Origin of the sequence: Paraburkholderia sp. BL6669N2, from assembly GCF_003387275.1 — a bacterium.
Classification (GTDB): domain Bacteria; phylum Pseudomonadota; class Gammaproteobacteria; order Burkholderiales; family Burkholderiaceae; genus Paraburkholderia.
This window is the reverse complement of record NZ_QUNA01000001.1, coordinates 368417-390472: the sequence shown is the minus strand read 5'-3', so window position 1 is coordinate 390472 and position 22056 is coordinate 368417. Positions and strand designations below refer to the sequence as shown.

General features: G+C 63.3%; 17 protein-coding genes and 2 tRNA genes. 12 read left to right on the top strand and 7 right to left on the bottom strand.

The annotated features are described in order from the left end of the window. Positions 1–46: 46 nt before the first annotated feature. Positions 47–580: a GNAT family N-acetyltransferase gene (locus tag B0G80_RS01630; RefSeq protein WP_116116741.1), complete on the bottom strand. Its 534-nt coding sequence runs from the start codon at positions 578–580 to the stop codon at positions 47–49. Positions 581–924: 344 nt separating this feature from the next. Between B0G80_RS01630 and B0G80_RS01625 the strand changes: the two genes are divergently transcribed. From B0G80_RS01625 to B0G80_RS01595, 7 genes are all read left to right on the top strand, one after another. Further along, positions 925–1176: an acyl carrier protein gene (locus B0G80_RS01625; protein ID WP_106283631.1), complete on the top strand. Its 252-nt coding sequence runs from the start codon at positions 925–927 to the stop codon at positions 1174–1176. Next, positions 1173–2459 carry an acyl-CoA dehydrogenase family protein gene (locus B0G80_RS01620; RefSeq protein ID WP_116116740.1) on the top strand — a complete coding sequence of 429 codons (1287 nt, stop codon included), beginning with the start codon at positions 1173–1175 and terminating at the stop codon, positions 2457–2459. Before B0G80_RS01625 ends, B0G80_RS01620 begins: the two co-directional genes overlap by 4 nt. Position 2460: 1 nt before the next feature. Continuing rightward, on the top strand, positions 2461–3525 hold the full coding sequence (locus tag B0G80_RS01615) for an amino acid--[acyl-carrier-protein] ligase (RefSeq protein WP_116116739.1): 1065 nt from the start codon (positions 2461–2463) through the stop codon (positions 3523–3525). After that, the gene (locus tag B0G80_RS01610) at positions 3522–4586 is read left to right on the top strand and encodes a DUF1839 family protein (protein WP_116116738.1); all 1065 of its coding nucleotides are present in this window, start codon (positions 3522–3524) and stop codon (positions 4584–4586) included. Before B0G80_RS01615 ends, B0G80_RS01610 begins: the two co-directional genes overlap by 4 nt. Before the next feature lie 40 nt (positions 4587–4626). After that, positions 4627–7275, top strand: coding sequence for a glycoside hydrolase family 2 protein (locus tag B0G80_RS01605; RefSeq protein ID WP_181919889.1), 2649 nt, complete (start codon positions 4627–4629; stop codon positions 7273–7275). A gap of 631 nt (positions 7276–7906) precedes the next feature. Next, a complete protein-coding gene (locus B0G80_RS01600; protein WP_006048767.1) occupies positions 7907–8641 on the top strand; it encodes a Crp/Fnr family transcriptional regulator in 735 nt (244 codons plus the stop codon). A gap of 36 nt (positions 8642–8677) precedes the next feature. Beyond that, entirely contained in the window at positions 8678–10075 is a 1398-nt protein-coding gene (locus B0G80_RS01595; RefSeq protein WP_116116736.1) for an undecaprenyl-phosphate glucose phosphotransferase, read from the top strand. 203 nt (positions 10076–10278) lie between these two features. Here the strand turns inward: B0G80_RS01595 and B0G80_RS01590 are convergent, their stop codons facing one another. The 6 genes from B0G80_RS01590 to rnr form a co-directional block, all read right to left on the bottom strand. Further along, a complete protein-coding gene (locus B0G80_RS01590; protein WP_106283637.1) occupies positions 10279–10701 on the bottom strand; it encodes a type II toxin-antitoxin system HigA family antitoxin in 423 nt (140 codons plus the stop codon). Then, positions 10698–11138, bottom strand: coding sequence for a type II toxin-antitoxin system HigB family toxin (locus tag B0G80_RS01585; RefSeq protein WP_258878791.1), 441 nt, complete (start codon positions 11136–11138; stop codon positions 10698–10700). The genes B0G80_RS01590 and B0G80_RS01585 overlap by 4 nt, the downstream gene beginning before the upstream one ends. 57 nt (positions 11139–11195) lie before the next feature. After that, positions 11196–12392: a glycosyltransferase gene (locus B0G80_RS01580; protein ID WP_116116734.1), complete on the bottom strand. Its 1197-nt coding sequence runs from the start codon at positions 12390–12392 to the stop codon at positions 11196–11198. Positions 12393–12811: 419 nt separating this feature from the next. Next, a complete protein-coding gene (gene rpiA / locus B0G80_RS01575; RefSeq protein WP_106283640.1) occupies positions 12812–13507 on the bottom strand; it encodes a ribose-5-phosphate isomerase RpiA in 696 nt (231 codons plus the stop codon). 70 nt (positions 13508–13577) lie between these two features. After that, complete coding sequence (gene rlmB / locus B0G80_RS01570; RefSeq protein WP_106283641.1) at positions 13578–14321, bottom strand: 23S rRNA (guanosine(2251)-2'-O)-methyltransferase RlmB; 744 nt, start codon at positions 14319–14321, stop codon at positions 13578–13580. Between the two features lie 186 nt (positions 14322–14507). Then, on the bottom strand, positions 14508–17009 hold the full coding sequence (gene rnr / locus B0G80_RS01565) for a ribonuclease R (protein WP_116116733.1): 2502 nt from the start codon (positions 17007–17009) through the stop codon (positions 14508–14510). A 338-nt stretch (positions 17010–17347) separates the two neighbouring features. Here rnr and B0G80_RS01560 point away from each other — a divergent pair. The 5 genes from B0G80_RS01560 to B0G80_RS01540 all read left to right on the top strand — a co-directional run bounded on the left by B0G80_RS01560 (position 17348) and on the right by B0G80_RS01540 (position 21921). Continuing rightward, positions 17348–17434 (top strand) — tRNA-Leu (locus B0G80_RS01560). A 241-nt stretch (positions 17435–17675) separates the two neighbouring features. Further along, positions 17676–17762: transfer RNA gene (locus B0G80_RS01555), tRNA-Leu, on the top strand. An 883-nt stretch (positions 17763–18645) separates the two neighbouring features. Then, positions 18646–18918 (top strand): hypothetical protein, encoded by a 273-nt coding sequence (locus B0G80_RS01550; RefSeq protein WP_243856677.1) that lies wholly within the window; start codon positions 18646–18648, stop codon positions 18916–18918. 709 nt (positions 18919–19627) lie between these two features. After that, positions 19628–20950 (top strand): DUF3300 domain-containing protein, encoded by a 1323-nt coding sequence (locus B0G80_RS01545; protein WP_116116732.1) that lies wholly within the window; start codon positions 19628–19630, stop codon positions 20948–20950. A 23-nt stretch (positions 20951–20973) separates the two neighbouring features. Further along, positions 20974–21921, top strand: a complete 948-nt coding sequence (locus B0G80_RS01540) for a DUF2950 domain-containing protein (protein WP_116116731.1) — start codon at positions 20974–20976, stop codon at positions 21919–21921. The last annotated feature ends 135 nt before the right edge of the window (positions 21922–22056 follow it).

Below are 22056 nucleotides of genomic sequence, written 5' to 3'. Positions count from 1 at the left end.
ACGCCGTACAGGTCGGCGCTGCCGGGCGTGAGGAGCATCCACCCGATCACAGCATTTCGAACGTATTGACAAGCACCGCGCTGTCGCGCTCACGGCGCCGTCCGCCGAAAAGCGGCTGGCTGCCGCGCACCTGGCGTGTAAGGCCAATGAAGGGCACGCCATGTTCGAGATATGGCCCTTCTGTCTTGCGAAAACCGAATTGCTCATAGAACCCGCGCAGACCGAGCGGCGCGCTGACACGCACGGCATGCCCCGGCCAACGGTCGGCAATCGCCTGCAGCACGCGTTCGAGCAATAGTTCGGCGGTGCCGTCGCCGCGCCGCAGCGGGCTCGTCAGTACCTTGTCGATGGTGATCTCCGGATCTTCCGCGTCGCCGGGTTGCAGGCGCGCGTAGGCCAGAATCGGCATGGGCCGCGACATGTCCTCCACCGCGAACACATGCACCGCGTTTTCATCCCGGCCATCGGCGTCGAGACAAACGTGCGACTGTTCGACCACGAACACCGCGCTGCGCGCACGCAAGACCAGATACAACTCGCGCGCCGAAAGCTGATCGAATTCCAGCGTTTTCCAGTTCATCGCCTTCCCCAGCAGTCAATAAGTTCAACGACGCCGAGCACCGCGCGCCGGCTTTGACGGCCTCGCTGCATGGGCTGGCCCGTTGTGATGGCTACACGGTACGTCCGTGAATCGCGCGTTTCCGTGCGCCATCGCACTGACGCTGGGCTTTGACAATTCTTAAATACGGACGTCGGGGCACGGCATCACGGCACGCCGCCAGTAACCGCAAGCGGTCAATCTGAACGCGCCGCGCCCGGCACAAGGACCACGCTGGCATGCGTTGTGACAATGGACAAAAAAACGATCACGTGCGATCGATGTCCGCACCATCCGAGAACGTTGAACAACTAGGGGACCACATCATGAAAAACGCCTTGCGCCGCATCCTTTCAGAATCCGCTCGCCTGGACGTCCCGGCGCAAACGCTGGCCGACGACGCCGACCTCTACGCCGCCGGCCTCTCCTCACTCGCGACCGTGCATCTGATGCTGGCAATCGAAGACGAATTCGGCATTGAGATTCCGGACCGTCTGTTGACGCGGCGCCTGTTCTCCAGCATCGATTCGATGGCCGCGGCAATCACCGAGCTGCAACAGGCGAAGGCGGCAGCATGAACGCCCCGCTGCTGGATGCGGCGGCAGAGCCCGCCTCTAGGCACGCGCACAATGCGGCGGAAGGCGCCGACACGTCGCTCGGCTTGACCGCTGTCGAAACCGAACCCGGCTGGCGCGCGGCCGCGCAACGCTGCGCGGCGGTGGCCGCGCAGTTCGCGGACTCCGTGGACCGCGAGGCGCGCTTTCCGAGCGAAGCGTTCGAGGCGCTCAAGCGCGAGTGCCTGCTCTCAGTGTTGGTGCCGGCCGAGTTCGGCGGCGCCGGCCTGTCGCTCGCCGACGTCGGCGCGATTTGCGAAACGCTCGCGCAAGGCTGCGCCTCCACCGCGATGGTGTACGCGATGCACCAGATCCAGGTGGCGTGTATCGAGGCGCATGGCAGCGATGCGGTATGGCATCGACAGTTGCTCGTGCAACTGGTCAAGCAGCAGTGGCTGCTGGCGTCGGCGACTTCCGAGGAAACCATCGGCGGCAATATGCGCACGAGCGCCTGCTCGGTCGAACTCGACGGCGCGCGCTTTCGCATCGAAAAGCTCGCACCGACGATTTCGTATGGCGCGCACGCCGACGGCATTCTCGTCACCGCCCGCCGCACCGCTGAATCGGCGGCCGCCGACCAGGTGCTGATCGTCGCGTTGCGCGCCGATACGCAACTGGAAAAGCGCGGCGGCTGGGACTCGATGGGGATGCGCGGCACCTGCAGCGAGGGCTTCCGGCTCATCGCCACAGGTCTGGCCGAACAGATCCTGCCAACGCCATTCGCCGAGATCGCCGATCAAACCATGCTGCCGGTCTCGCATACGCTGTGGGCCTCGGTCTGGACCGGCGTGGCCGCCGACGCGGTGAATCGCGCGAAAGCGTTCTTCCGTGCCCAGGCGCGTGCGAAGCCAGGCGTGGTTCCGCCAGCCGGTTTGCGCCTCGCTGAAGCGGTCGGTCTGCTGCAGATGATGCAGGCACGCCTCGCAGTCGCGCTGGAGGCGGCGCGCACCGCTCATCACGCGCGCAACGGCGGCTCACAAGCCGATGCGCCCCTCGCGGCCATGCTCGGTTTCGCCTCCGACATGAACACGCTGAAGACGAGCATCTCCACCACCGCGCTGCAGGTCGTGCACGAAGTGCTGATGATCTGCGGCATGGCGGGCTACAAGAACGGCACGCCGTACAGCGTCGGGCGCCATTTGCGCGACCTGCATTCGGCGCCGCTGATGATCAATAACGACCGCATCGCGCAGAACACCGCGAGCCTGTTGCTCGCGCAACGACCTGCCGCCCCGGGGAGAGCCTGATATGAACACGATGACCGATACCGCCGCCCTTGCCGCCGCTGCTCAGGCAGCCGAAGCGCCGAGCTTTCGCGATGAACTGCTGGCCGCGGGCCTGTTGATCGACACCGGCGAAAACGGCCTGTATGGCCGCAGCCAGATTTTCGAAGACGTGGTGGACCGGCTGAACGTGGCGATCACGCATCTGGGCGCGGACCAGCAGCCCGAACTGCTGCGCTTTCCGCCCGCCATGCGCCGCACGGACTTCGAAGACAGCGAGTATCTGAAGAGCTTCCCGAATCTGGCCGGCACGATCCACTCGTTCTGCGGCAACGACATGGGCCACCAGCGCCTGTTGCGCGCGCTCGACGATGCCATGACCGAACGCGACGACGACCGCGCCGACGACTGGATGGCGCAGCAGAAACCGACCCGTGTGGTGCTCACGCCGGCCGCCTGCTATCCGATCTATCCGGTGATGGCGCGGCGCGGTCCGTTGCCCGCCAACGGCCGCACCATCGATGTGCTGTCGTATTGCTTCCGTCACGAACCGTCGCTCGATCCGGGCCGCATGCAGATGTTCCGCCAGCGTGAATACGTGCGCCTCGGCAACGCGGAACAGGTCATGGCGTTCCGGCAGATGTGGATCGATCGCGGCTCGCTGCTCATCAATCTGTTGCAATTGCCGGTCGAAGTGGATCTCGCCAATGACCCGTTCTTCGGCCGCGGCGGCAAGATCGTCGCCGATAGCCAGCGCGCCCAGGCGCTCAAGTTCGAACTGTTGATCCCCGTAGCCGATCCACGCGGCAAGACCGCCTGCCTGTCATTCAACTATCACATGGAACACTTCGGCGCGATCTGGAAGATCCAGTGCGAAGACAGCACGATCGCGCATACGGGCTGCGTCGGTTTCGGCATGGAGCGGATCACGCTCGCGCTATTCCGTCATCATGGGCTCGACGTGAACGCGTGGCCGGACGACGTGCGCGCGCTGCTGTGGGGCGATACCGAAGCACGCGTGGCGCATGGCATGGAAACCATGCAAACGGTGTCCACCGAAACGCGGCAAGGTTCCGGAGAGCGCGTATGAACCCGTCTCTGACACCGGCGCCGAACGGCGCGAATGGCGCGTTTCCGCTGAACCGCCATGTCGATCTGCCCGCCACGGGGGGCGCGGTTTCCGGTCCCGCAACGCGTTTGCGCGAGCATGCACCGCATGCGCTGCATCAGGGCGAGCGCGTATGGCAGGAGACCAACTGCTACGTCGATCTGTGGATCGAACTGCTGCACGGCTTCGGACTCGAGCCGCGCGCGGCGCTCGGCTTTACCGTCACGCAGGATTTCGAAGGCGACCAGTTCACGTTCTTCAAGTTTCCGCTCGAAGACCTCGAACGGCTCTATGGCACCCAGGTGCAGGAACTGGCCATCTACGATTCCCTCGAAGCACGCGTGCTCGCGCAGACCTTGCGCGGCCATACCGTGCTGGTGGAAGTGGACGGCTACTACCTGCCGAATACGCGCGCCACGTCGTACCGGCGCGAGCATCCGAAGACCACGGTGGGCATCGACTTCATCGATCCGGACGCGCGCCGTCTCGGCTACTTCCATAACACCGGCTATCACCTGCTCGACGGTGAAGACTACGACGGCGTGTTCCGCAAGCTGCCGCAGTTCCAGCAGCAGGCCGATCTGCTGTTTCCGTATGTGGAGTTCGCCAAGCAGTCGCGGCCTGCACTCGAAGGCACCGCGCTCGCCGAAGCGTCGGCAGAATTGCTGCGCGCGCACTTGCACCGCCGGCCGCTCAGCAATCCGATTGCGCAGTGGCGTGTCGCCTTTCCCGCGCATCTCGAGACGTTGCTCGAGCGTGGCGAAAAGTTCTTCCACCCGTACTCGTTCAACCTGATGCGGCAGCTCGGCGCGAACTTCGAGTTTCTCTCGAAGTATCTGACGTGGCTCTCCGCGCAAGGCTTCGAGGTGCCGGCGTCGATTCCGGCAGCGGCGCAGAGCATCGCGTCGGAGTCGATGGTGATGCAGTTCCGGCTCGTGCGGGCGATTACCCGCGGGCGCCGCGATCTGTGCGAAGACTGCTTTGACGTGATCGAAAGCGCTTACGAAAAGACGCTGCCGCCGCTCGCCGCGCTCGTGCTGTAACAGGCCTTGCGCGGCATCGCGGACTTCTCGGGGACTTGCCGTGGATGTACTGACGATGGACCTGGTGCCTGATGAAGGCGGCGCAAGCGATCTGCTCGCGCCCGCGCCCGACGAGGCCGCGCAAACCGGTGCCGATGGCGCATTGCCAGCCGTATCGCACACGCTCTGGCCGTTGCGCCTCGACACCGGCTGGCAGTGCGTCAGCACGCCCGCAGGCGCGTGCGCGTCGCCCGCCGATTTGCCCGCGCACGGCTGGCTCGCCGCGCAAGTGCCCGGCACCGTCGCGAGCGCGCGTCGTGCCGCAGGTCTGCTGGACATCGCGCATCCACCACCGCTCGCCTTCGACGACCATTGGTATCGCGTGAGGCTCGAAGGCACCGGCCGCCGTCGTTTGCGTCTGCATGGCCTCGCCAGCATCGCCGAAGTCTGGCTCGACGGTGCGAAGCGTCTCGATTCCGATTCGATGTTCGTCGCGCACGATCTGGACATCGAACTAAACGGCAGCGCGACGCTCGCGCTGTGCTTCCGCTCGCTCACGCCGGCGTTGACGGCCAAACGTTCACGCGCGCGCTGGCGGCCACGGCTCGTGTCGCCGCCCACCTTGCGCAACGTGCGCACCACCCTGCTCGGCCACATGCCCGGCTGGTGTCCTTCGGTGCAGGCGGTCGGCCCATGGCGTCCTGTCGAACTGCTGAGCGACGCGCCCCACGCTTTCGATACCGTCGACGTGTCGAGCCGGCTCGATCCCGACGACGGCCTTGCTTCTGGCGTTGCTTCTGGTGTTGTTACGCTCACGCTACGTTTCGTTCATCCGCACGATGACACGGCCTGCCGCGCTTCGCTTAAATGCGGCGACGCTGTTTCGTCTTTGCAATGGAGCGATGCATATACACTGACCGGCAGCGTACGCGTGCCGGGCGCCGAGCGCTGGTGGCCGCATACGCACGGCGAGCCCACTTTATATCCATTGACGTTGCAGCTCGATGACGGGCACGCGACATCTCATGGATTGGGTTCGGTCGGTTTCCGCACGATTGAAGTGGACCACGGCGCGGACGGCATGGGCTTCATGTTGCGCGTTAATGGCTTGCCGGTGTTCTGCCGAGGCGCATGCTGGACCAGCGCGGACCTCGTCACGCTCGCCGGCAGCGACGCGCAGCTGCGCCACGCGTTCACGCTGGCCCGCGATGCGGGCATGAACATGCTGCGCGTGGGCGGTACGATGGTCTACGAGTCCGACGCGTTTTACGCGCTCGCCGACGAATACGGCATACTCATCTGGCAAGACTTCGCACTGGCGAATTTCGACTATCCGAACGATGCCGCATTCAGCGCGTCGATCGAGCGCGAAGCCACACAATTCTTAACGCGCACACGGCGTTTCGCTTCGCTCGCGGTGCTGTGCGGCGGCAGCGAGGTCGATCAGCAGGCGGCCATGTTCGGCCTGCCGCCTTCGATGCGCGCGCAACCACTCTTTACTGAACAACTTCCGGCCATCGTGGCGCGCGAACGGTCCGACGTGCCGTATGTCGCCAACTCGCCTTCGGGGGGCGTGTGGCCGTTTTCAACTAATGAGGGCATCACTCACTACTACGGCGTGGGCGCCTATCAGCGTCCGCTCGACGACGTGCGCCGCTCGCAGGTGCGCTTCGCCGCCGAATGCCTCGCCTTCGCCAACGTGCCCGACGACGCCACGCTGCACGGCGCGCTCGGCACGATTCATCTGCACGATCCGCGCTGGAAAGCCGCGGTGCCGCGCGACCCAGGTGCCGGCTGGGATTTCGACGACGTGCGCGACCATTATCTGCAGACGTTATACGGTGTCGAACCGGCACGCTTGCGCTACGAAGACCCTGAGCGTTATCTGGACTTGTCGCGCGCGGTGGTCGCCGAATTGATGGGCGACGTGTTCGCCGAATGGCGCCGCGCCGGTTCAACCTGCGGCGGCGCGCTGGTCTGGCAGCTTCAGGACTTGCGCCCCGGAGCGGGCTGGGGCTTGATCGACGCCACTGGACGGCCTAAAAGCGCCCTGCACGGGCTCGCGCAAGCGCTGCAACCCATTCAGGCCAGCATCACCGACGAAGGCCTCAACGGCCTCGATATCCATTTGCTGAACGAACGTGCGCAACCGCTGCGCGCACAACTGGAACTCGTTTGCCTGCGTGACGGCAGCGTCAAGGTGGCCTCCGCCAGTCGTGAAGTCGAACTGGCGCCGCACAGCGTGCAACGTCTCAGTGCGGCGGCATGCCTTGGCCAGTTTTTCGATTTCACCCACGCGTACCGCTTCGGACCGCGTGCGCACGACGTGACGATCGCCACGCTGCGCGAACAAACGAGCGGCCGGATCGTTGCGGAAGCGTTTCATCTGCCGGAGCGGCGCGTGAGCGAGCGCCACGATCTGGGCATGACGGTGACTCTCGAGCGCAACGGCGACAGCTGGCAACTCGTGATCGAAGGGAAGCGTTTTGTGCGCTTCGTTCATATCGTTGACACACACTATAGGGCCGCACGCGACTGGTTTCATCTGCCGCCGAACCGGCCATGCATCGTGCCGCTTATCCCGTTCACGCCGCAGGAGAGATTCGTTGCATCGGCATCGAATGGCGCGGTTAAAGCTGATGCAACATACGCGTCGCCCGCAGGGGAAGTCCGCGCGGTCAATGCGATATCCGCCATCTTCTACGGCTGATTGTCTCCCTGATCTAATTACTCCTTCGCGAGGCGCGTAAAACCTCGCGCAGCGCGCCCGCACCTGTCTGATCTGCAGAATCACTGTTGGTTTTTCTCAGACTTTTGGCTCGCCAAAATCATCATCCGTGCGGCACCGTACCAAGCCTGTTGAACACATCTGAATCAATTCCGGCACATCCCGGACGCCGCGTGAGAACGTACACCGACGGGCCGATTCAGCGCTGAGACGGGAGCCGTCCAGCCCCTCCCAGAACCCGCCAACCCAATTCCATCAAGGACTTGCGGAAAACAGGCAGCGCCTGCGGAGCGCTCGCTGGCGGCGAGGACGTTGTGCAGATATGAAACAAAAAGCTCCGTTTGCCTTCGCGCGGCGCTAAGCCTTAGTGCGTTACCCCGCACCAGTCCTCGGTTTGCCTCCCGCTGGCACGCTCCTCGCTAATAGAAGAGCGCAACACCGCGTCACCGCAGAGAGATTCACAACAACGGCGGCGGCACGACAAAGGCCAATACGGGGCCGATCCTGTTCATCCCGCGCTGCTAGCCAGGCAGCACGCTGTTCATAAGGGATGCGGGCATCGGATCAAAAACAGAAAGTCACGCGGAGCGCGACTTTCACGCGAGGACCGATCATGTTGACACTTCAATCCGATTTGCACGGTAACCATTTGCTCGGCGCATTGCCGTCCCATGAATGGCAGGCACTGGCTCCCCATCTCGAACTGGTTCATCTGCGCACCGAGCAATTGCTGTGCGACTCCGGTCAGCGGATTCATCACGTGTACTTCCCGACCACGGCCATCATCTCGATGCTCTCAACGATGGAAGATGGCAGCTCGGTCGAAATCGCCGCGGTCGGCCGCGAAGGCATGACCGGCGTGCCGGTGCTCACGGGCGGCGAGACCATGCCGAACCGCGTGCAGGTGCAGTGTGCCGGCTTCGCGTACCGCATGAGCGCACAGGCGCTCAAGCAGCAATTCGCCCGCTCTGACTTCCTTCGCCGTCTGATGCTGCTGTACATGCACGCCCTGCTCACGCAAGTCGCGCAGACGGCTGCCTGCAACCGCCATCACGCGCTCAACAAGCAACTGTGCCGGTGGCTGCTGATCGAAGTGGACCGTGTGGCATCGAATGATCTGACCGTGACCCAGCAGCTGATCGCCGACATGCTGGGCGTGCGCCGCGAAGGCATTACCGAAGCGGCCGGCAAGTTGCACGACGAAGGCCTGATCCATCACAGCCGCGGCCACATCAAGGTGCTCGACCGTAAAGGACTCGAAGCACGCGCCTGCGAATGCTACGGCCTCGTCAAGCGCGAATTCGACCGCCTTCTGCCGCGTCTGCGTCAGGCTGAGACCGTCGAGTAAAGTTCTGGTTCGTCTGACTAATGTATAGAGTCAAATATGTTCAGGAATACTGCGCGATTCCTCGACGTACTCTTCGTGATTGCGGGAGGGCTGCTCGCTCACAGGATGCGGTTCTCGACGCCGATCCCGCTGTCGGACACCGAACGGCTTCTGATTGCCTTTAACTGCGTCCTCCTGCTGTTGCTGTTCCCCGGCTTCGGGGTGTATGAAACCTGGCGCGGCAAACCGCTGCCCTCGATGCTGGCGAGAGTGGCGGCCGCGTGGATGGTGGTGGTCTTCACCGCGCTCGTGCTGGCGTTCACGCTGCATCGCATGGATGCGGTGTCGCGCTTGTGGTTCGGCTACTCGACGCTGATTTCCGGCGCATTGATCATCGTTACGAAGTGCCTCGTGCATGCGGTGCTGCGCGTGGTGCGGCGTCGCGGGATGAATTCCCGCACCGTCGCGATCGTCGGCGCACCGGGTTTCGCACGTACACTGCTCGCCCATCTCGAACATGCGCCGCAAGCGGGCTTCAAACCGGTCTGCATGCTCGATACGAGCTGCCACACCGGTTTGGAAACGGTTCAGACGTACGGCGCGCGTCTGAACCGCCTGCCGGTCCTGACCGATCTGAACGCCTTCGCCGCCAGGGTGCGCGAAGATCACGTGAACGAAGTGTGGCTTGCGTTGCCGCTGTCAGAAGAACATACGATCTACCGGTTCACACGCATGTTCCGGCATGACTTCGTGAATCTGCGCTTCATTCCCGATGTACGCAGCCTCTCGCTTTTCAATCACGCGCTGGTCGATGTCGTCGGTTTACCGACGCTTAATCTCAGCGCAACGCCGTTCTCATCGCCGCAGATGTGGCCCAAGCTGATCTTTGACCGCGTGTTCGCGGCGGCCGCGCTGCTCGCGCTCGCACCGCTCTTCGTGATACTTGCGATCGGCATCAAGCTCGGCTCGCCGGGACCGGTGTTCTTTCGTCAGACGCGCAAGGGCGTGGACGGCCAGCCGTTCGCGATCTACAAGTTCCGCTCGATGACCGTGCATCATGAAGCGCAGGGCCAGCTCACTCAGGCCTCGCGCAACGACGCGCGCGTCACGAAGCTCGGCGGCTTCATGCGCCGCACCAGTCTCGACGAACTGCCGCAGTTTCTCAACGTGCTGCTCGGGCAGATGTCCGTGGTCGGCCCGCGTCCACATGCAGTCGAGCACGACGACCTCTACAAGGATCAGGTGTACGGCTACATGCACCGCTACCGCATCAAGCCCGGTATCACCGGCTGGGCGCAGGTCAATGGCTATCGCGGCGCCACCACCAAGGTGGAAAAGATGGAAGCGCGCGTCAAGTTCGATCTCTTCTACATTCACAACTGGTCGTTCTGGTTCGACATGAAGATCGTGTTCATCACGATCTTCAAGGGCTTTGTCGGCCGTAACGCGTTCTGATTGCCCCAATCCGTCTCGACCTGCGACACGCGGCTGGGAGCTGATTTCTCGCGGCAAAAAGCAGCGACACCAATACGGCAAGCACCGAAGACGACGGCCTGAAACATGCCGCCGGCCCGCTGTCGAATGGACGAGGTGAGCAACGGGAAGCTTGCCGGCCAGCACCGCGTACCGCGCGGCGCCGGGCCGGCGCTGCGCGCCTTTTACAGAAACGCGCTGACGTCGGTATGAAAACGCACGGCCAGCGCCTTGGCCACCTTCTTGCTTATGGCGCGGCGGCCCGCGAGAATATCGCTCACCACCGTGGGTGACGCGATACCTATCAGGTCCTTCTGCTTCAGTCCGTGCGTTTCCAGCAGATGCCGCAATACCTCGCGGGGCTCCGCTTTTGGAATCGTCACGTTGTGCGCTTCCCAGCTTTCGATCAGGTCGGTCACGATCGCGAACAGATCCGAGAGCGGATCCTCTTCGTTGCCGTTCAGATGATCAGCGAGCGAGTTGGCGAGCCGCACCATGGTCTGGTAATCCTGCTCGTTGCGAATGGGCGTGATCGGCAACTGCGTTTGCAGCGCGGCCCACGTTTGAGCGATGTCGGGAAAAGCTCCCGGAAGGCGATCGGCATTCATGAGTTTAGATTCTTCCTCGTCCAAAGGTCGTATTCCGCGTGCGTCAGTACATGACGAACGAATAACGACTGCCTGTTGTAGTGAATCGCCGCAACGATCCGGAACCGGTTGCCGCCCACGTCGAAAACCGTGTATTGAGGCGGTACGTAGTCCATTCCGGCGAACGTCTGCTTCAGGTCGTTATAGCCATACGCGAGGCACGCCTGCGCCAGTGAGTACCACGTCAATAGCGCACTGCGCGCCCCCGGATGTCTCTTTATGAAGTCCAGCAACGCTTTCTTTGAAATGACCCGCATCGGATTTCCTCGCACGTGTTCGCGCGCTGAATGTGCGCGCTCTACGTGCAAGGCTAAACGGGACGGATCGACACCGATAGCCGGCCGGATGGCATAGTCCGAACGGCTATTTTGCTGCTTACCGCAGTACGACGAAAGCATTTTATTCACATCTTGCGAACTTCGCAATATGCGAATAATGAGACGCCCGCTTGCTGCCTAGCGTCGTCCCGTCAACATGCAAAGACCGCTGACGTGGTCACCTTCGACCATGTCAGCGGCCCCAACTGCTGTTCTGCGCCGGCTCGCCGCTGCGATCGTCCGCGTGACCTCGGCCATGAACGCGCGCCGGAATGCCGCCGGCGAAAAGCGTTCAGCGTTCGCGCGACATGCCGCCGGCGTGATCTGGTCGCGCTGCCGCTCGAAACGATCGATCGCGTCGAGCATCGACACCACCGTCTGGCGCTCGAAATACACGCCGGTTGGATGCGCCTCGCCGATCGGCACCACGGTTTCGAGCGCGCCGCCCTTGCCGAATGCGATGACCGGCGTGCCGCATGCCTGCGCTTCGAGCGCGACGATGCCGAAGTCCTCCTCGGCGGCGCACACGAAAGCTCGCGCGCGTTGCAGATGGTCCCTCAGCACCTCGAAGGGCTGATCGCCGAGGATCGTCACATTGGCACCGGCCTTGGCACGAATCGACGCCATCTCCGGACCGTCGCCGATCACGACCAGCCGACGGTGGGGTGTGGCATTGAAAGTTTCGACGATCAGATCGATGCGCTTGTACGGCACCATCGGCGAAGCAGTCAGATAGAAATCTTCCTTGCGCGCGCACAGCTCGAATTGGTGCACGTCGACGGGCGGCGCAATCACGGCCGCATCACGACGACAGGTTTTCATCAGGCGACGTGCAACGAAATGCGAGTCCGCGATCAAACGGTCGACGCCGTTCGCCGGTTGCGATTCCCGGCCGCGCAGATAGTGGAGTAAGATGCGCGCCGCCCACGACTTCGGCCCATGCGTTAGATGCGCTTCGCGTAGGGACTGATGTTGCAGATCCCACGCGAAGCGCGTCGATGAATGCACAAAGCTGACGAGCCTCTGATCCGGTCTAACCGGCACGCTGCTGGCGAGCGCAGGAGAACTCGTAATAATCAGATCGTAGACGGACAGATCGAGGCGTTCGACGGCGTGCGTCATTAACGGCAAATAAGCTCGATAGTGGCGTCGCGCGAACGGCAGTCGTTGAATGAATGAAGTCGTCACCGGCTTGCCGCGTAGCGGCTTACGGTCTGCGAGGAAGTCCACGAGACTGAATAGAACGGCGTCGGGAAAGCATTCGATGATCTGCTCGAGCGCCTTCTCCGCGCCGCCCGGCGCGACCAGCCAGTCGTGCACGATCGCCACTTTCATGATCCCCTCGTTTTTTAATTGACGCTTTTTGTGCCTAGCAACGAGTGTATGTGGCGCGACGTTTGCTGTGCGTGCGCGTGCCCACATTCGACGCGCGACAGCTCGCGAATAATAGGCATCGCCGTTCGCCTATTGCGAATCTGCGGATCCCGTGACTTCGCCTTCAAATGCGCCCGGCGATCGATGCTTCGGCACTCGTTCATTCCCTACAAACTGGGGGATGTCATGGCGTTAGCACAACGTCTTGCCGGACAGCGTCGGCCAATGCGCGAATGGAATTCTCAGTGAGGCGGTATAGACAGCGAATGCGGCGGGCAGTCAGCCAGGCCGCACGCTAGTGAGGTAGATGCGAGTCATGCATTCGAGGTTCGCGCGAGCCGGTCGATCCAGGGCCGCGCGCGATGTTCGGTCAGCGTTGTTCAGCCCTTGCTGTACTCGATCGTCTCGACGCCGGTGTCCGTGCCGAGCAGGCACAGATTGGCGCCACGTCCGGCGAACAGACCTACGGTGACCACGCCCGGCCATGCGTTGACGTGCATTTCCAGCGTGCGCGGGTCGCTGATACGCAAACCCTTGACGTCGATGATTTCGTTGCCGTTGTCGGTAATGAACGGCGCGCCTTCCTTCGTGACGCGCACCACGGGCACGCCGCCGAGCGCCGTGACGCGGCGGCCGATTGCCGTACGGGCCATCGGCACCACTTCGATCGGCAGCGGGAAATTGCCGAGCGTCTCCACCAGCTTGCTGGCGTCGGCGATGCACACGAACACGTCCGACACCGACGCGACGATTTTCTCGCGCGTCAGCGCGCCGCCGCCGCCCTTGATCATCGCGCCGCTGTGGTCGATCTCGTCGGCGCCGTCCACGTACACCGGCAGCGAATCGATTTCGTTGAGGTCGAACACCTTGATGCCGTGCGCTTGCAGGCGCGCGGTGGTGGCGAGCGAACTCGACACCGCGCCGCGATAGCGCGCCTTGTTGGCGGCCAGCGCGTCGATGAAACAGTTCGCGGTGGAGCCGGTGCCGACGCCGATCACCGCGCCTTCGGGCACGGTGGCGGTCACGTAGTCGGCGGCGGCCTGGCCGACCAGTTGCTTGAGTTCGTCTTGAGTCATGGAAAAGGCAGGCGAGCAGTAAAAAGCGCTAGTTTACCGGAGCGGCAGACTAGCGCGGGTGGTGTCGGGATTACTTCTTCACCGCCCGTTGGCGCACCGCTTCGAACAGACACACGCCGCTCGCCACGGACACGTTCAGGCTCTCCACCGTGCCCGCCATCGGAATCTGCATGACCACATCGCAGGTGTCGCGCGTGAGGCGGCGCATGCCCTCGCCTTCGGCGCCCATCACCAGTGCCACCGGACCGTCCAGCTCCGTGTCGTAGAGGCTCTTGGTGGCCTCGCCGGCCGTGCCGACGACCCACACCCCGGCGTCCTTCAACTCGCGCAGCGCGCGCGCCAGATTCGTCACGGTGATGTACGGCACGGTGTCGGCCGCGCCGCTTGCGACTTTGGCGGCCGTCGCGTTCAAGCCCACCGCGCGATCGCGCGGCGCGATCACCGCGTGCGCACCGGCGGCGTCGGCGACGCGCAAGCAGGCGCCGAGATTGTGCGGATCGGTCACGCCGTCGAGCACCAGAATCAGCGGCGAACCGTTGATGCCGTCGAGCAGTTCGGCCAGGTTCTGCGCGAGCGGCATGTCGCCCGCGCGCGCCACCACGCCCTGGTGACGCTCCGTATGCGCGAGGCCCCAGAGACGCGTTTCGTCGGCGGCGATCAGACGTACGCCGGCTTCTTTCGCCGCGTGCAGAAATTCGGTCATGCGACGGTCTTTGCGCGTGGCGTCGTAATAGACCTCTTCGACCGTCGACGCGTCATGCCGCATACGTGCGGTCACTGCGTGGAAACCGTATAAAACCTTGAGACGTGCCATGACTGATGCAACCTTTGATTGAGCGCGCGTTCGACGCGCGCTACTGTGATGAATACGAACCTGCGTGCTTCTATTCAGGTGCCGCGGCTGCCGTGTTCGAATGCCTGACGGCGATGAAACGCAGACCGCGCGCAACCGGCACGTTGCTATGTGCCCGATGCGCGCGGTTTGAGCAAGCAGGCCGCTTCAGCGCTTCTTGCGTGCCTGCGGCTTCTGTGCCGATTTGGTCGCGGCGCCGTGCTTCTTCGCCGCGCCGCGCGCCGCACGTGCTTCCTTGACCGCCGCGGTTTGCGCGGGCGCAGCCTTCTTGCGGCGCGCGCCCGGCGCTGCCGCGCCACCTTCCACCGGCGGCAACGCGCGCACACGCGCGCCACCGTTTTCACCGGATGACTTGTCGGCCGACGGCCCACGCACCAGAGGCGGCTTGATCGGCGTGTCGCGCACGAGCCGGAAGTCGATCTTGCGTGCATCCAGATCGACGCGGCTCACCTGCACGCGCACGCGATCCGACAGGCGATAACGGATCCCGGTGCGCTCGCCGCGCAACTCGTTCTTGATCTCGTCGTACTGGAAGTAGTCCGAGCCGAGTTCGGTGACGTGCACCAGGCCTTCGATAAAGAGCGAATCGAGTTGCACGAAGATGCCGAACGACGTCACGCCGTTCACCATGCCGCCGTACTCTTCGCCGAGCTTGTCGCGCATGAAGTAGCACTTCAGCCAGGCTTCGACGTCGCGCGAGGCTTCGTCGGCGCGGCGTTCGTTGGCCGAGCAATGCAGGCCGAGTTCTTCCCAGATCGCCACGTTGTTGCCACGCACGCGGCCGCGTTTTTCGTCGTCGGCCTGCTGCATGGCGCGAGCGCGCGGCGAGAGCGCCGTATTCAGCTCGACGCCTTGCGGCGGCTCGGGCTGATACTTGCGGCCCTGCAGGATCGCGTAGATCGCGCGGTGCGTGAGCAGATCGGGATAACGGCGAATCGGGCTCGTGAAGTGCGCATAAGCCTCGTACGCGAGACCGAAGTGGCCGATGTTGTCCGGGCTATAGACCGCCTGCTGCATGGAGCGCAGCAGCATGGTTTGCAGCATCTGCGCGTCGGGCCGCTCGCGGATCTGCGCCATCAATGCCGCGTAGTCGCTCGCGTGCGGTTTGTCGCCGCCGGCCAGCGTCAGGCCCATGCCGCGCAGGAACGTGCGCAGATTCTCGAGCTTTTCCGCAGTCGGTCCGGCGTGCACGCGGAACAGCCCCGGATGTTTGTTGCGCTTGAGGAAGTCGGCCGCGCAGACGTTCGCGGCCAGCATGCATTCCTCGATCAGCTTGTGCGCGTCGTTGCGGGTGCGCGGAATGATCTGTTCGATCTTGCCCTGCGCATTGCAGACGATGTACGTCTCGGTCGTATCGAAGTCGATCGCACCGCGTTTCTGGCGCGCGGCAAACAGCGATTTATAGACGCCGTACAGATTCTGCAATTGCGGCAGCAAGGCGGCGCGGCGCGTGGCCTCCGGACCCTTGGTGTTCTTCAGGACCGCGGCGACTTCCGTGTAGGTCAGACGCGCGGCCGAGTGCATCACGCCGGGATAGAACTGATAGGCCTTCACTTCGCCGCGCGCGGTGACGATCATGTCGCACACCAGCACGCAACGGTCGACGTGCGGGTTCAGCGAGCACAAGCCGTTCGACAGTTTCTCCGGCAGCATGGGAATCACGCGGCGCGGGAAATACACCGAGGTGCTGCGTTCGATCGCGTCGGCGTCGAGCCCGCTCTTCGGGTGCACGTAGTGCGAGACGTCCGCGATTGCGACGATCAGGCGGAAGCCCTCGCCACGGCCGACCTGCACCGGCTCGCAGTACACGGCGTCGTCGAAGTCGCGGGCGTCTTCGCCGTCGATCGTGACGAGCGGCACGTCGCGCAGATCGATGCGATGCCGCGCGTCGACCGGGCGCACTTCGTCGGGCAGGCGCGCGGCTTCGTCGAGCGCGGCCTGGCTGAACTCGTGCGGCACGCCGTACTTGCGCACCGCGATTTCGATTTCCATGCCGGGGTCGTCGATATCGCCGAGCACTTCCACCACGCGGCCGAGCGGCTGCGAATGACGGCTCGGGAAATCGGTCAGTTCGACCACCACCACCTGGCCGACCTTGGCCTTCTTGGTGTTCTGCTGGATCAGAATGTCGTGGCCGATGCGCTTGTCTTCGGGCGCGACGATCAGCGCGCCGTTCTCGTTGAGCAGGCGGCCGATCACGCGCTTGTTGGCGCGATCCGTGACCTCGACGATATGCCCTTCCGGACGGCCGCGCCGGTCATACCCGACAATGCGCGCGAGCACGCGGTCGTTGTGCATGACCTTCTGCATTTCGGCGGTGGGCAGGAATAGATCGTCCTGGCCGTCGTCGCGAATCAGAAAGCCGTAGCCGTCGCGATGGCCTTGCACACGGCCCGCGACGAAGTTCGACGGATGAGTCAGCTGATAGAGATTGCGCTGATCGAGCCGGATCTGGCCGTCGCGCTCCATCGCGCCGAGGCGCTTGAAAAATCCTTCGCGCTCCTGGCGCTTGATCGACAGGGCTTCGGCGATGTCGTTCGCGGCAAGCGGCGCTTCACTCGTGCGCAGGACGCCGAGGATTTCCTCGCGGCTTGGAATCGGGTACGGAAATTTGCTCAAGGGCTTGTCGATGATTTTTTCTCGTTGCATGGACGTCGATCGCGATGTGGCTCGGCTTGGGAAGCGATTACAGTGCGCTCCGGTTGCGCTTCAGCTGCGCTTGAATTGCACCTGCAAATGCACAGAAAAAAACTGCTCGGGTCCGGCTCGTTCAAGGCTGAGTCCGACGGGCGTGTGCACCGTGCCAACGAACTACTGCGAGGCATTCTAACACCCGTCTTGCGCGCCAAGCGGCCCTGTCAATAGTTGCCGGGCGGTTGCCCGCGGACGTGCGCAAGCTCGCCACGACGATGTTTAAGTGAGTTTTGAGAAACGCTTGACAGTCTCTAATCTGTCGCTATAATGGCGTTCTTTGCTGTTCATCACCTGCCCAGGTGGCGAAATTGGTAGACGCACTAGGTTCAGGTCCTAGCGGTGGCAACACTGTGGAGGTTCGAGTCCTCTCTTGGGCACCAGATTCAAAAGTAAAGCCGCTTACGAGCGGCTTTACTTTTTGTGTGAAGCCTGGTGATACGCCGCTGTTTAACAGCGCGGATTATTGGGTGGATTGAGTGGTTGGCAGGACGGTTGTCGAGTGGTGAAGGATCGCTTTATTGCAAGCGATATCCGGGCGGCTGATTGAAGCGGAGTTAGTTTGCAGGTGGGGATTGACACGCTAAATCACCACGCTAAAATAGCGGTCTAGCTTGAAGACGTGCCCAGGTGGCGGAATTGGTAGACGCACTAGGTTCAGGTCCTAGCGGTGGCAACACCGTGGAGGTTCGAGTCCTCTCCTGGGCACCATCAGTAGTTCCGGCGTAAGCCGAAGCAGTTCGAGAAACCCCGTAAGATCAACGTCTTACGGGGTTTTTTGTTTTCTATAGATTCTTTGCGTTCCACGGATCGACGATTTTTGCGCAGTCGAAGGCTGCCTTTCATCGCATGGCCCAGCGCTGGCTCGACTTCAAACGCGACGAATGGGCAGCGGAAACCGTTCGCTTGCAAGCAGTGGGTAATCCTGAGCCTTTAAGGGACGGTTCATATCGTTCGAAAAGTGATGCAGCGCGCGACAGTGCGCGTGGAAATCGACGGCCGCCTAATATCGGTTCAGCGGGCCCGCCAAGCTGTCCTCCTTTCCCTTGGTCCGCGTCCGATCCGCACTCCGGCGAGTACCGCGCGGGACGGCCGAAGTCGCCTGCTCTATCAATCCACGCATCCAAGGCCGGAATGGTCCGCCGCCACTCTCCTTCGCGCGCGGCCGCCGCGAGCTTGCGCCAGGTGAGCGTATCGCTGGCCAACCAGCGTTGCCACGCGCGAGTTAGCGCACGCTCGACACGCTGAACGTTCGAGATGCGCGCGCCATGATGCGCGGCGCGGGATCGGCCGGCGTGGATGCAGCCGCGAATAAAGCAACCAGCATTGCAACGCCGTACAAAATCGCTTCACGGCGCGCCTCCCGACTTCCCTGAGGATTCCTGTTCAAAACGCTGTTGCAGAAACACGGCGGCCGATGTGTTCAAGTTACGCAGCCATGCGTCCTCGCCCGGTTGTGACGCCGCTTCGATCACCTCGGTTGTGCCACGGCCCTTCTTCTTGTCGACCCGCACCCGGTCGGGCGCATGGTTCGATGCAACCGATCAAACTGGGTGGGCCGCGGATCGCGCCGCGCATCGAATATGCGGCGTGAGTGCGGCAGAACAGTTTTGCGGATACGTTGACGCATCTGCTCGCGCTGCGCGGCGAGCCGCCCTTGCTGCATGCCGATGAGACTTTCCGCGCGAGCCTGAATGCGCAACGCGGCGCGCTGCAAAGTTTCTATGCCGCTGGCCTCGACGCGTATCGCGGCAAACGTGAGGCGTGCTCTCGCGAGATTCGCGATGCTTTGCAGGCGCAGCCGCCCCCTATTGCGCTGGTTCGTCGGCGACGATCTGTAGCGCCGGAGCCGCGTCGCGGGTGGTGATATGCGGATGTCCAGAGAAGCCGGCGGCGGCGTCAATCAACCGGGCTGAGCGAGACGCCGCCGCATCACGCGTCAACGGAAGCGCCTTTTCAACTGGATCGAATGACTCTAGCCCGTTTCATTGTCCGGTCGCACGCACGCTTTTTTTTGAGAACGTTATGACCCAATGCATAACTAACTTATGCAACTTATGCAACTTATGTGCAAGACTTGATCCATGCGCCGCGACTGCAGCGATCCCAATGGATATTGCGCGCAAGGCAAGGAGCTTGTCAGAAGCGCCAAACGCCGAAAAAACCCAGCAAGCATCGCCCCATTAATCCATGAGCAAAAGAAATTCAACTAGAATTTATTTGAGCAAAAGTTTGCACATGTTCGCGGAAAAGGTTTATTAGTAGTCGCCATTGCGTAAGATGCGCGGTGTCTCGCACGCACGCATCACGCTCTCTGCGCGCGCGGGGCGCGGTTTAGTGTGTCGTCATGAACGTGCCACGAATGCATGGCCCGGACGATCAGCCACACGTTGCCCGCTACACAATTCGGAGTCCATTTGAAGTCCGTTTTTCGAGGGGCCTTGCATCACCGGTTGCCGCACGGGTGATCGACCCCGTCTCAAGCGACCGGCCGCTTCGCGGCACGGTCACGGCGTCGACGTCTCACACAGCGCAGCGCTGCGCCTCAAACAACTTCCAACAGGGGAGACCTGATCGTGAAACGCTCCAGGGCATACCAGAGAAGATCGCGAATTCTTCTGGCCGCATTGACCGCACTGGCCGGCTCGCCGCTTTTGCTCGAGGTCGCGGTGCCGGTCGCTCATGCACAAACTGCCGCGCAGACGCCGGCGAAGATCTCGAATCAGCAACTGGACTCGCTGACCGCGCCGATCGCGCTCTACCCCGACGCCCTCCTCGCACAAGTGCTGATGGCCTCCACCTTTCCGCAGGACGTGCCGGCGGCGGCGGCATGGTCGAAAGCCAATCCGAAACTCCAGGGCGACGACGCCGTGAAGGCGGTCGCGTCGGAACCGTGGGACCCGAGCGTGCAATCGCTGGTGGCGTTTCCGCAGGTGCTCGCCACCATGGCGTCCAAACCCGACTGGGTCACGCAACTCGGCAACGCCTTCCTCGCGCAGCCGGACGACGTGATGGACTCCGTGCAACGGCTGCGCAAACAGGCGCAGAAGGCCGGCAACCTGCAGACCAACCCGCAGCAGAAAGTGGTGGTCGAGCAGAGCACGATCCAGATCGTGCCGGTCAACCCGCAGGTCGTCTATGTGCCGACGTACAACCCCACGGTCGTCTACGGCGCGTGGCCCTATCCGGCCTACCCGCCCGTCTACGTGCCGCCTCCACCGGGCTATGCCGTGGCCAGCGGTCTCGCCGCGGGCCTCGCGTTCGGCGTCGGCGTCGCCATCACCAGTTCGCTGTGGAGCAACGTCAACTGGAACAATCACAGCGTCAACATCAACGTGAATCAATACAACAACATCAATGTGAACCGGCGGCTCGACGTGAATAGCAGCATGACCAACTGGAATCGGAATTCGACCTTCAACCGCAATACCTCGGCCGACGTGGGCAGCGCGCAACGCGATGCATATCGCGGGCGCGATACGTCGGCAACGGCAACGTCGCGCGCGCAGGCACAGCAGACCTTGCAGAACCGCACTGGCCAGAATCTGGGCGGCACCGCCAGCCAGCGTGTGGAGGGCATCCACCAGGGCGGCAACTCGCCCGCCAGCCTGCGCGACAGCGCGCAGCACGTGAACCGCGACAACGCCTTGCGTGGCGCGGGCAATGGCGGCGACGCGCAGCGGGACATGCAGCGTGGGCAAGCCAGCCGGCAGGCGCAGGCGAACAACCGCGGCGGCGGCCTCGGCGCGAATGGCGGCGCTCAGCAACGCGGTGGCAATCTGGGCGCGGGAGGCGCGGGCGAGCGTGGCGGCGGTTTCGGCGCGGGCGGCGGCGGGCAACGCGCCGGCGGTGGGCTGGGCGCGGGCGGCGGTCAGCGTCACTTCGGCCGGCAACGTTGAAACCGATCTCACAGGAGCCGCTCATGATCCGCATCCGCATGTTCCATACCGCCGGCGCACCTCATGCCGGCACCCCCGCGCTCAACCGGCGTCTCGTCGCTGCCGCGCTCGCGCTAGCCGTGCTTGTGTTCGGCGCATCCGCGGCGCATGCGCAAGCTGTCTACCCCACGCCCGAAGCCGCGGCCAACGCGTTTGTCGACGCGCTCGCCAGCAACGATCACGGCGCGATGCAGCACGTGCTCGGCAACGACTTCACCCGCTTTATCCCAACCAAAGACGTCGGCGAAGAGGACATCTACGACTTTCTCGGCGCGTGGTCGGCAGGACACCAGATCGTCGACGATCCCGCGCCGGTCGGCGGTCACGCGAGCAAGCATCTGACGGTCGGCACCAGCGGCTGGTCGCTGCCGATTCCGCTCGTGCAGACTTCCAAAGGCTGGCGCTTCGATCCCGTAACCGGCCGCGACGAAATCGCGACGCGCCGCATCGGCCGCAACGAGCGCGCGGCAATGCAGACCTCGCTCGCCTATCTCGACGCGCAACGCGCCTATCAAGGCTTGACCCAGCATTACGCGCAGCGCATTCTCAGCACACCGGGAAAGCGCGACGGCTTGTACTGGCCGAGCGCGCCGGGTGAAGCGGAGAGCCCGCTCGGCCCGCTCGCCGCGACGATGCCGCACACCGAGTCCGTCTCGAAAGACGGTTATCATGGCTATCACTTCCGCATCCTGACCGCGCAAGGACCGCATGCCAAAGGCGGTAGTCAGGACTACGTCGAGAACGGCACGCTGACGAAAGGCTATGGCCTCGTCGCGTGGCCCGCCGACTATGGCAAGACAGGCGTGATGAGCTTTATCGTCAATCAGGATGGGCAGATCTACCAGAAGAACCTCGGCCCGCAGTCGGCGCGCGCCGCTGCCGCGCTCAAATCGTTTGATCCGGACTCGTCGTGGGAGGCCGTGCAGCCCTGAGCGCGGCATCGGCACCATCGGTGCCACCCGCAGGCGGCACCAGGTGCACGGCGCCCGGGACTAGGCCAGGCATGACGAGGCGGTTCGATCCATGCCCGCCCCGCGCCCGCTCGCCGACCCGCGTGGCAAGCCGCA

What these genes read in the sequence shown, in the direction of transcription:
- B0G80_RS01630 (WP_116116741.1), bottom strand. Translation starts at nt 580, where the DNA reads ATGAACTGGAAAACGCTGGAATTCGATCAGCTTTCGGCGCGCGAGTTG.
- B0G80_RS01625 (WP_106283631.1), top strand. Translation starts at nt 925, where the DNA reads ATGAAAAACGCCTTGCGCCGCATCCTTTCAGAATCCGCTCGCCTGGAC.
- B0G80_RS01620 (WP_116116740.1), top strand. Translation starts at nt 1,173, where the DNA reads ATGAACGCCCCGCTGCTGGATGCGGCGGCAGAGCCCGCCTCTAGGCAC.
- B0G80_RS01615 (WP_116116739.1), top strand. Translation starts at nt 2,461, where the DNA reads ATGAACACGATGACCGATACCGCCGCCCTTGCCGCCGCTGCTCAGGCA.
- B0G80_RS01610 (WP_116116738.1), top strand. Translation starts at nt 3,522, where the DNA reads ATGAACCCGTCTCTGACACCGGCGCCGAACGGCGCGAATGGCGCGTTT.
- B0G80_RS01600 (WP_006048767.1), top strand. Translation starts at nt 7,907, where the DNA reads ATGTTGACACTTCAATCCGATTTGCACGGTAACCATTTGCTCGGCGCA.
- B0G80_RS01595 (WP_116116736.1), top strand. Translation starts at nt 8,678, where the DNA reads ATGTTCAGGAATACTGCGCGATTCCTCGACGTACTCTTCGTGATTGCG.
- B0G80_RS01590 (WP_106283637.1), bottom strand. Translation starts at nt 10,701, where the DNA reads ATGAATGCCGATCGCCTTCCGGGAGCTTTTCCCGACATCGCTCAAACG.
- B0G80_RS01585 (WP_258878791.1), bottom strand. Translation starts at nt 11,138, where the DNA reads ATGCTTTCGTCGTACTGCGGTAAGCAGCAAAATAGCCGTTCGGACTAT.
- B0G80_RS01580 (WP_116116734.1), bottom strand. Translation starts at nt 12,392, where the DNA reads ATGAAAGTGGCGATCGTGCACGACTGGCTGGTCGCGCCGGGCGGCGCG.
- rpiA (WP_106283640.1), bottom strand. Translation starts at nt 13,507, where the DNA reads ATGACTCAAGACGAACTCAAGCAACTGGTCGGCCAGGCCGCCGCCGAC.
- rlmB (WP_106283641.1), bottom strand. Translation starts at nt 14,321, where the DNA reads ATGGCACGTCTCAAGGTTTTATACGGTTTCCACGCAGTGACCGCACGT.
- rnr (WP_116116733.1), bottom strand. Translation starts at nt 17,009, where the DNA reads ATGCAACGAGAAAAAATCATCGACAAGCCCTTGAGCAAATTTCCGTAC.
- B0G80_RS01540 (WP_116116731.1), top strand. Translation starts at nt 20,974, where the DNA reads ATGATCCGCATCCGCATGTTCCATACCGCCGGCGCACCTCATGCCGGC.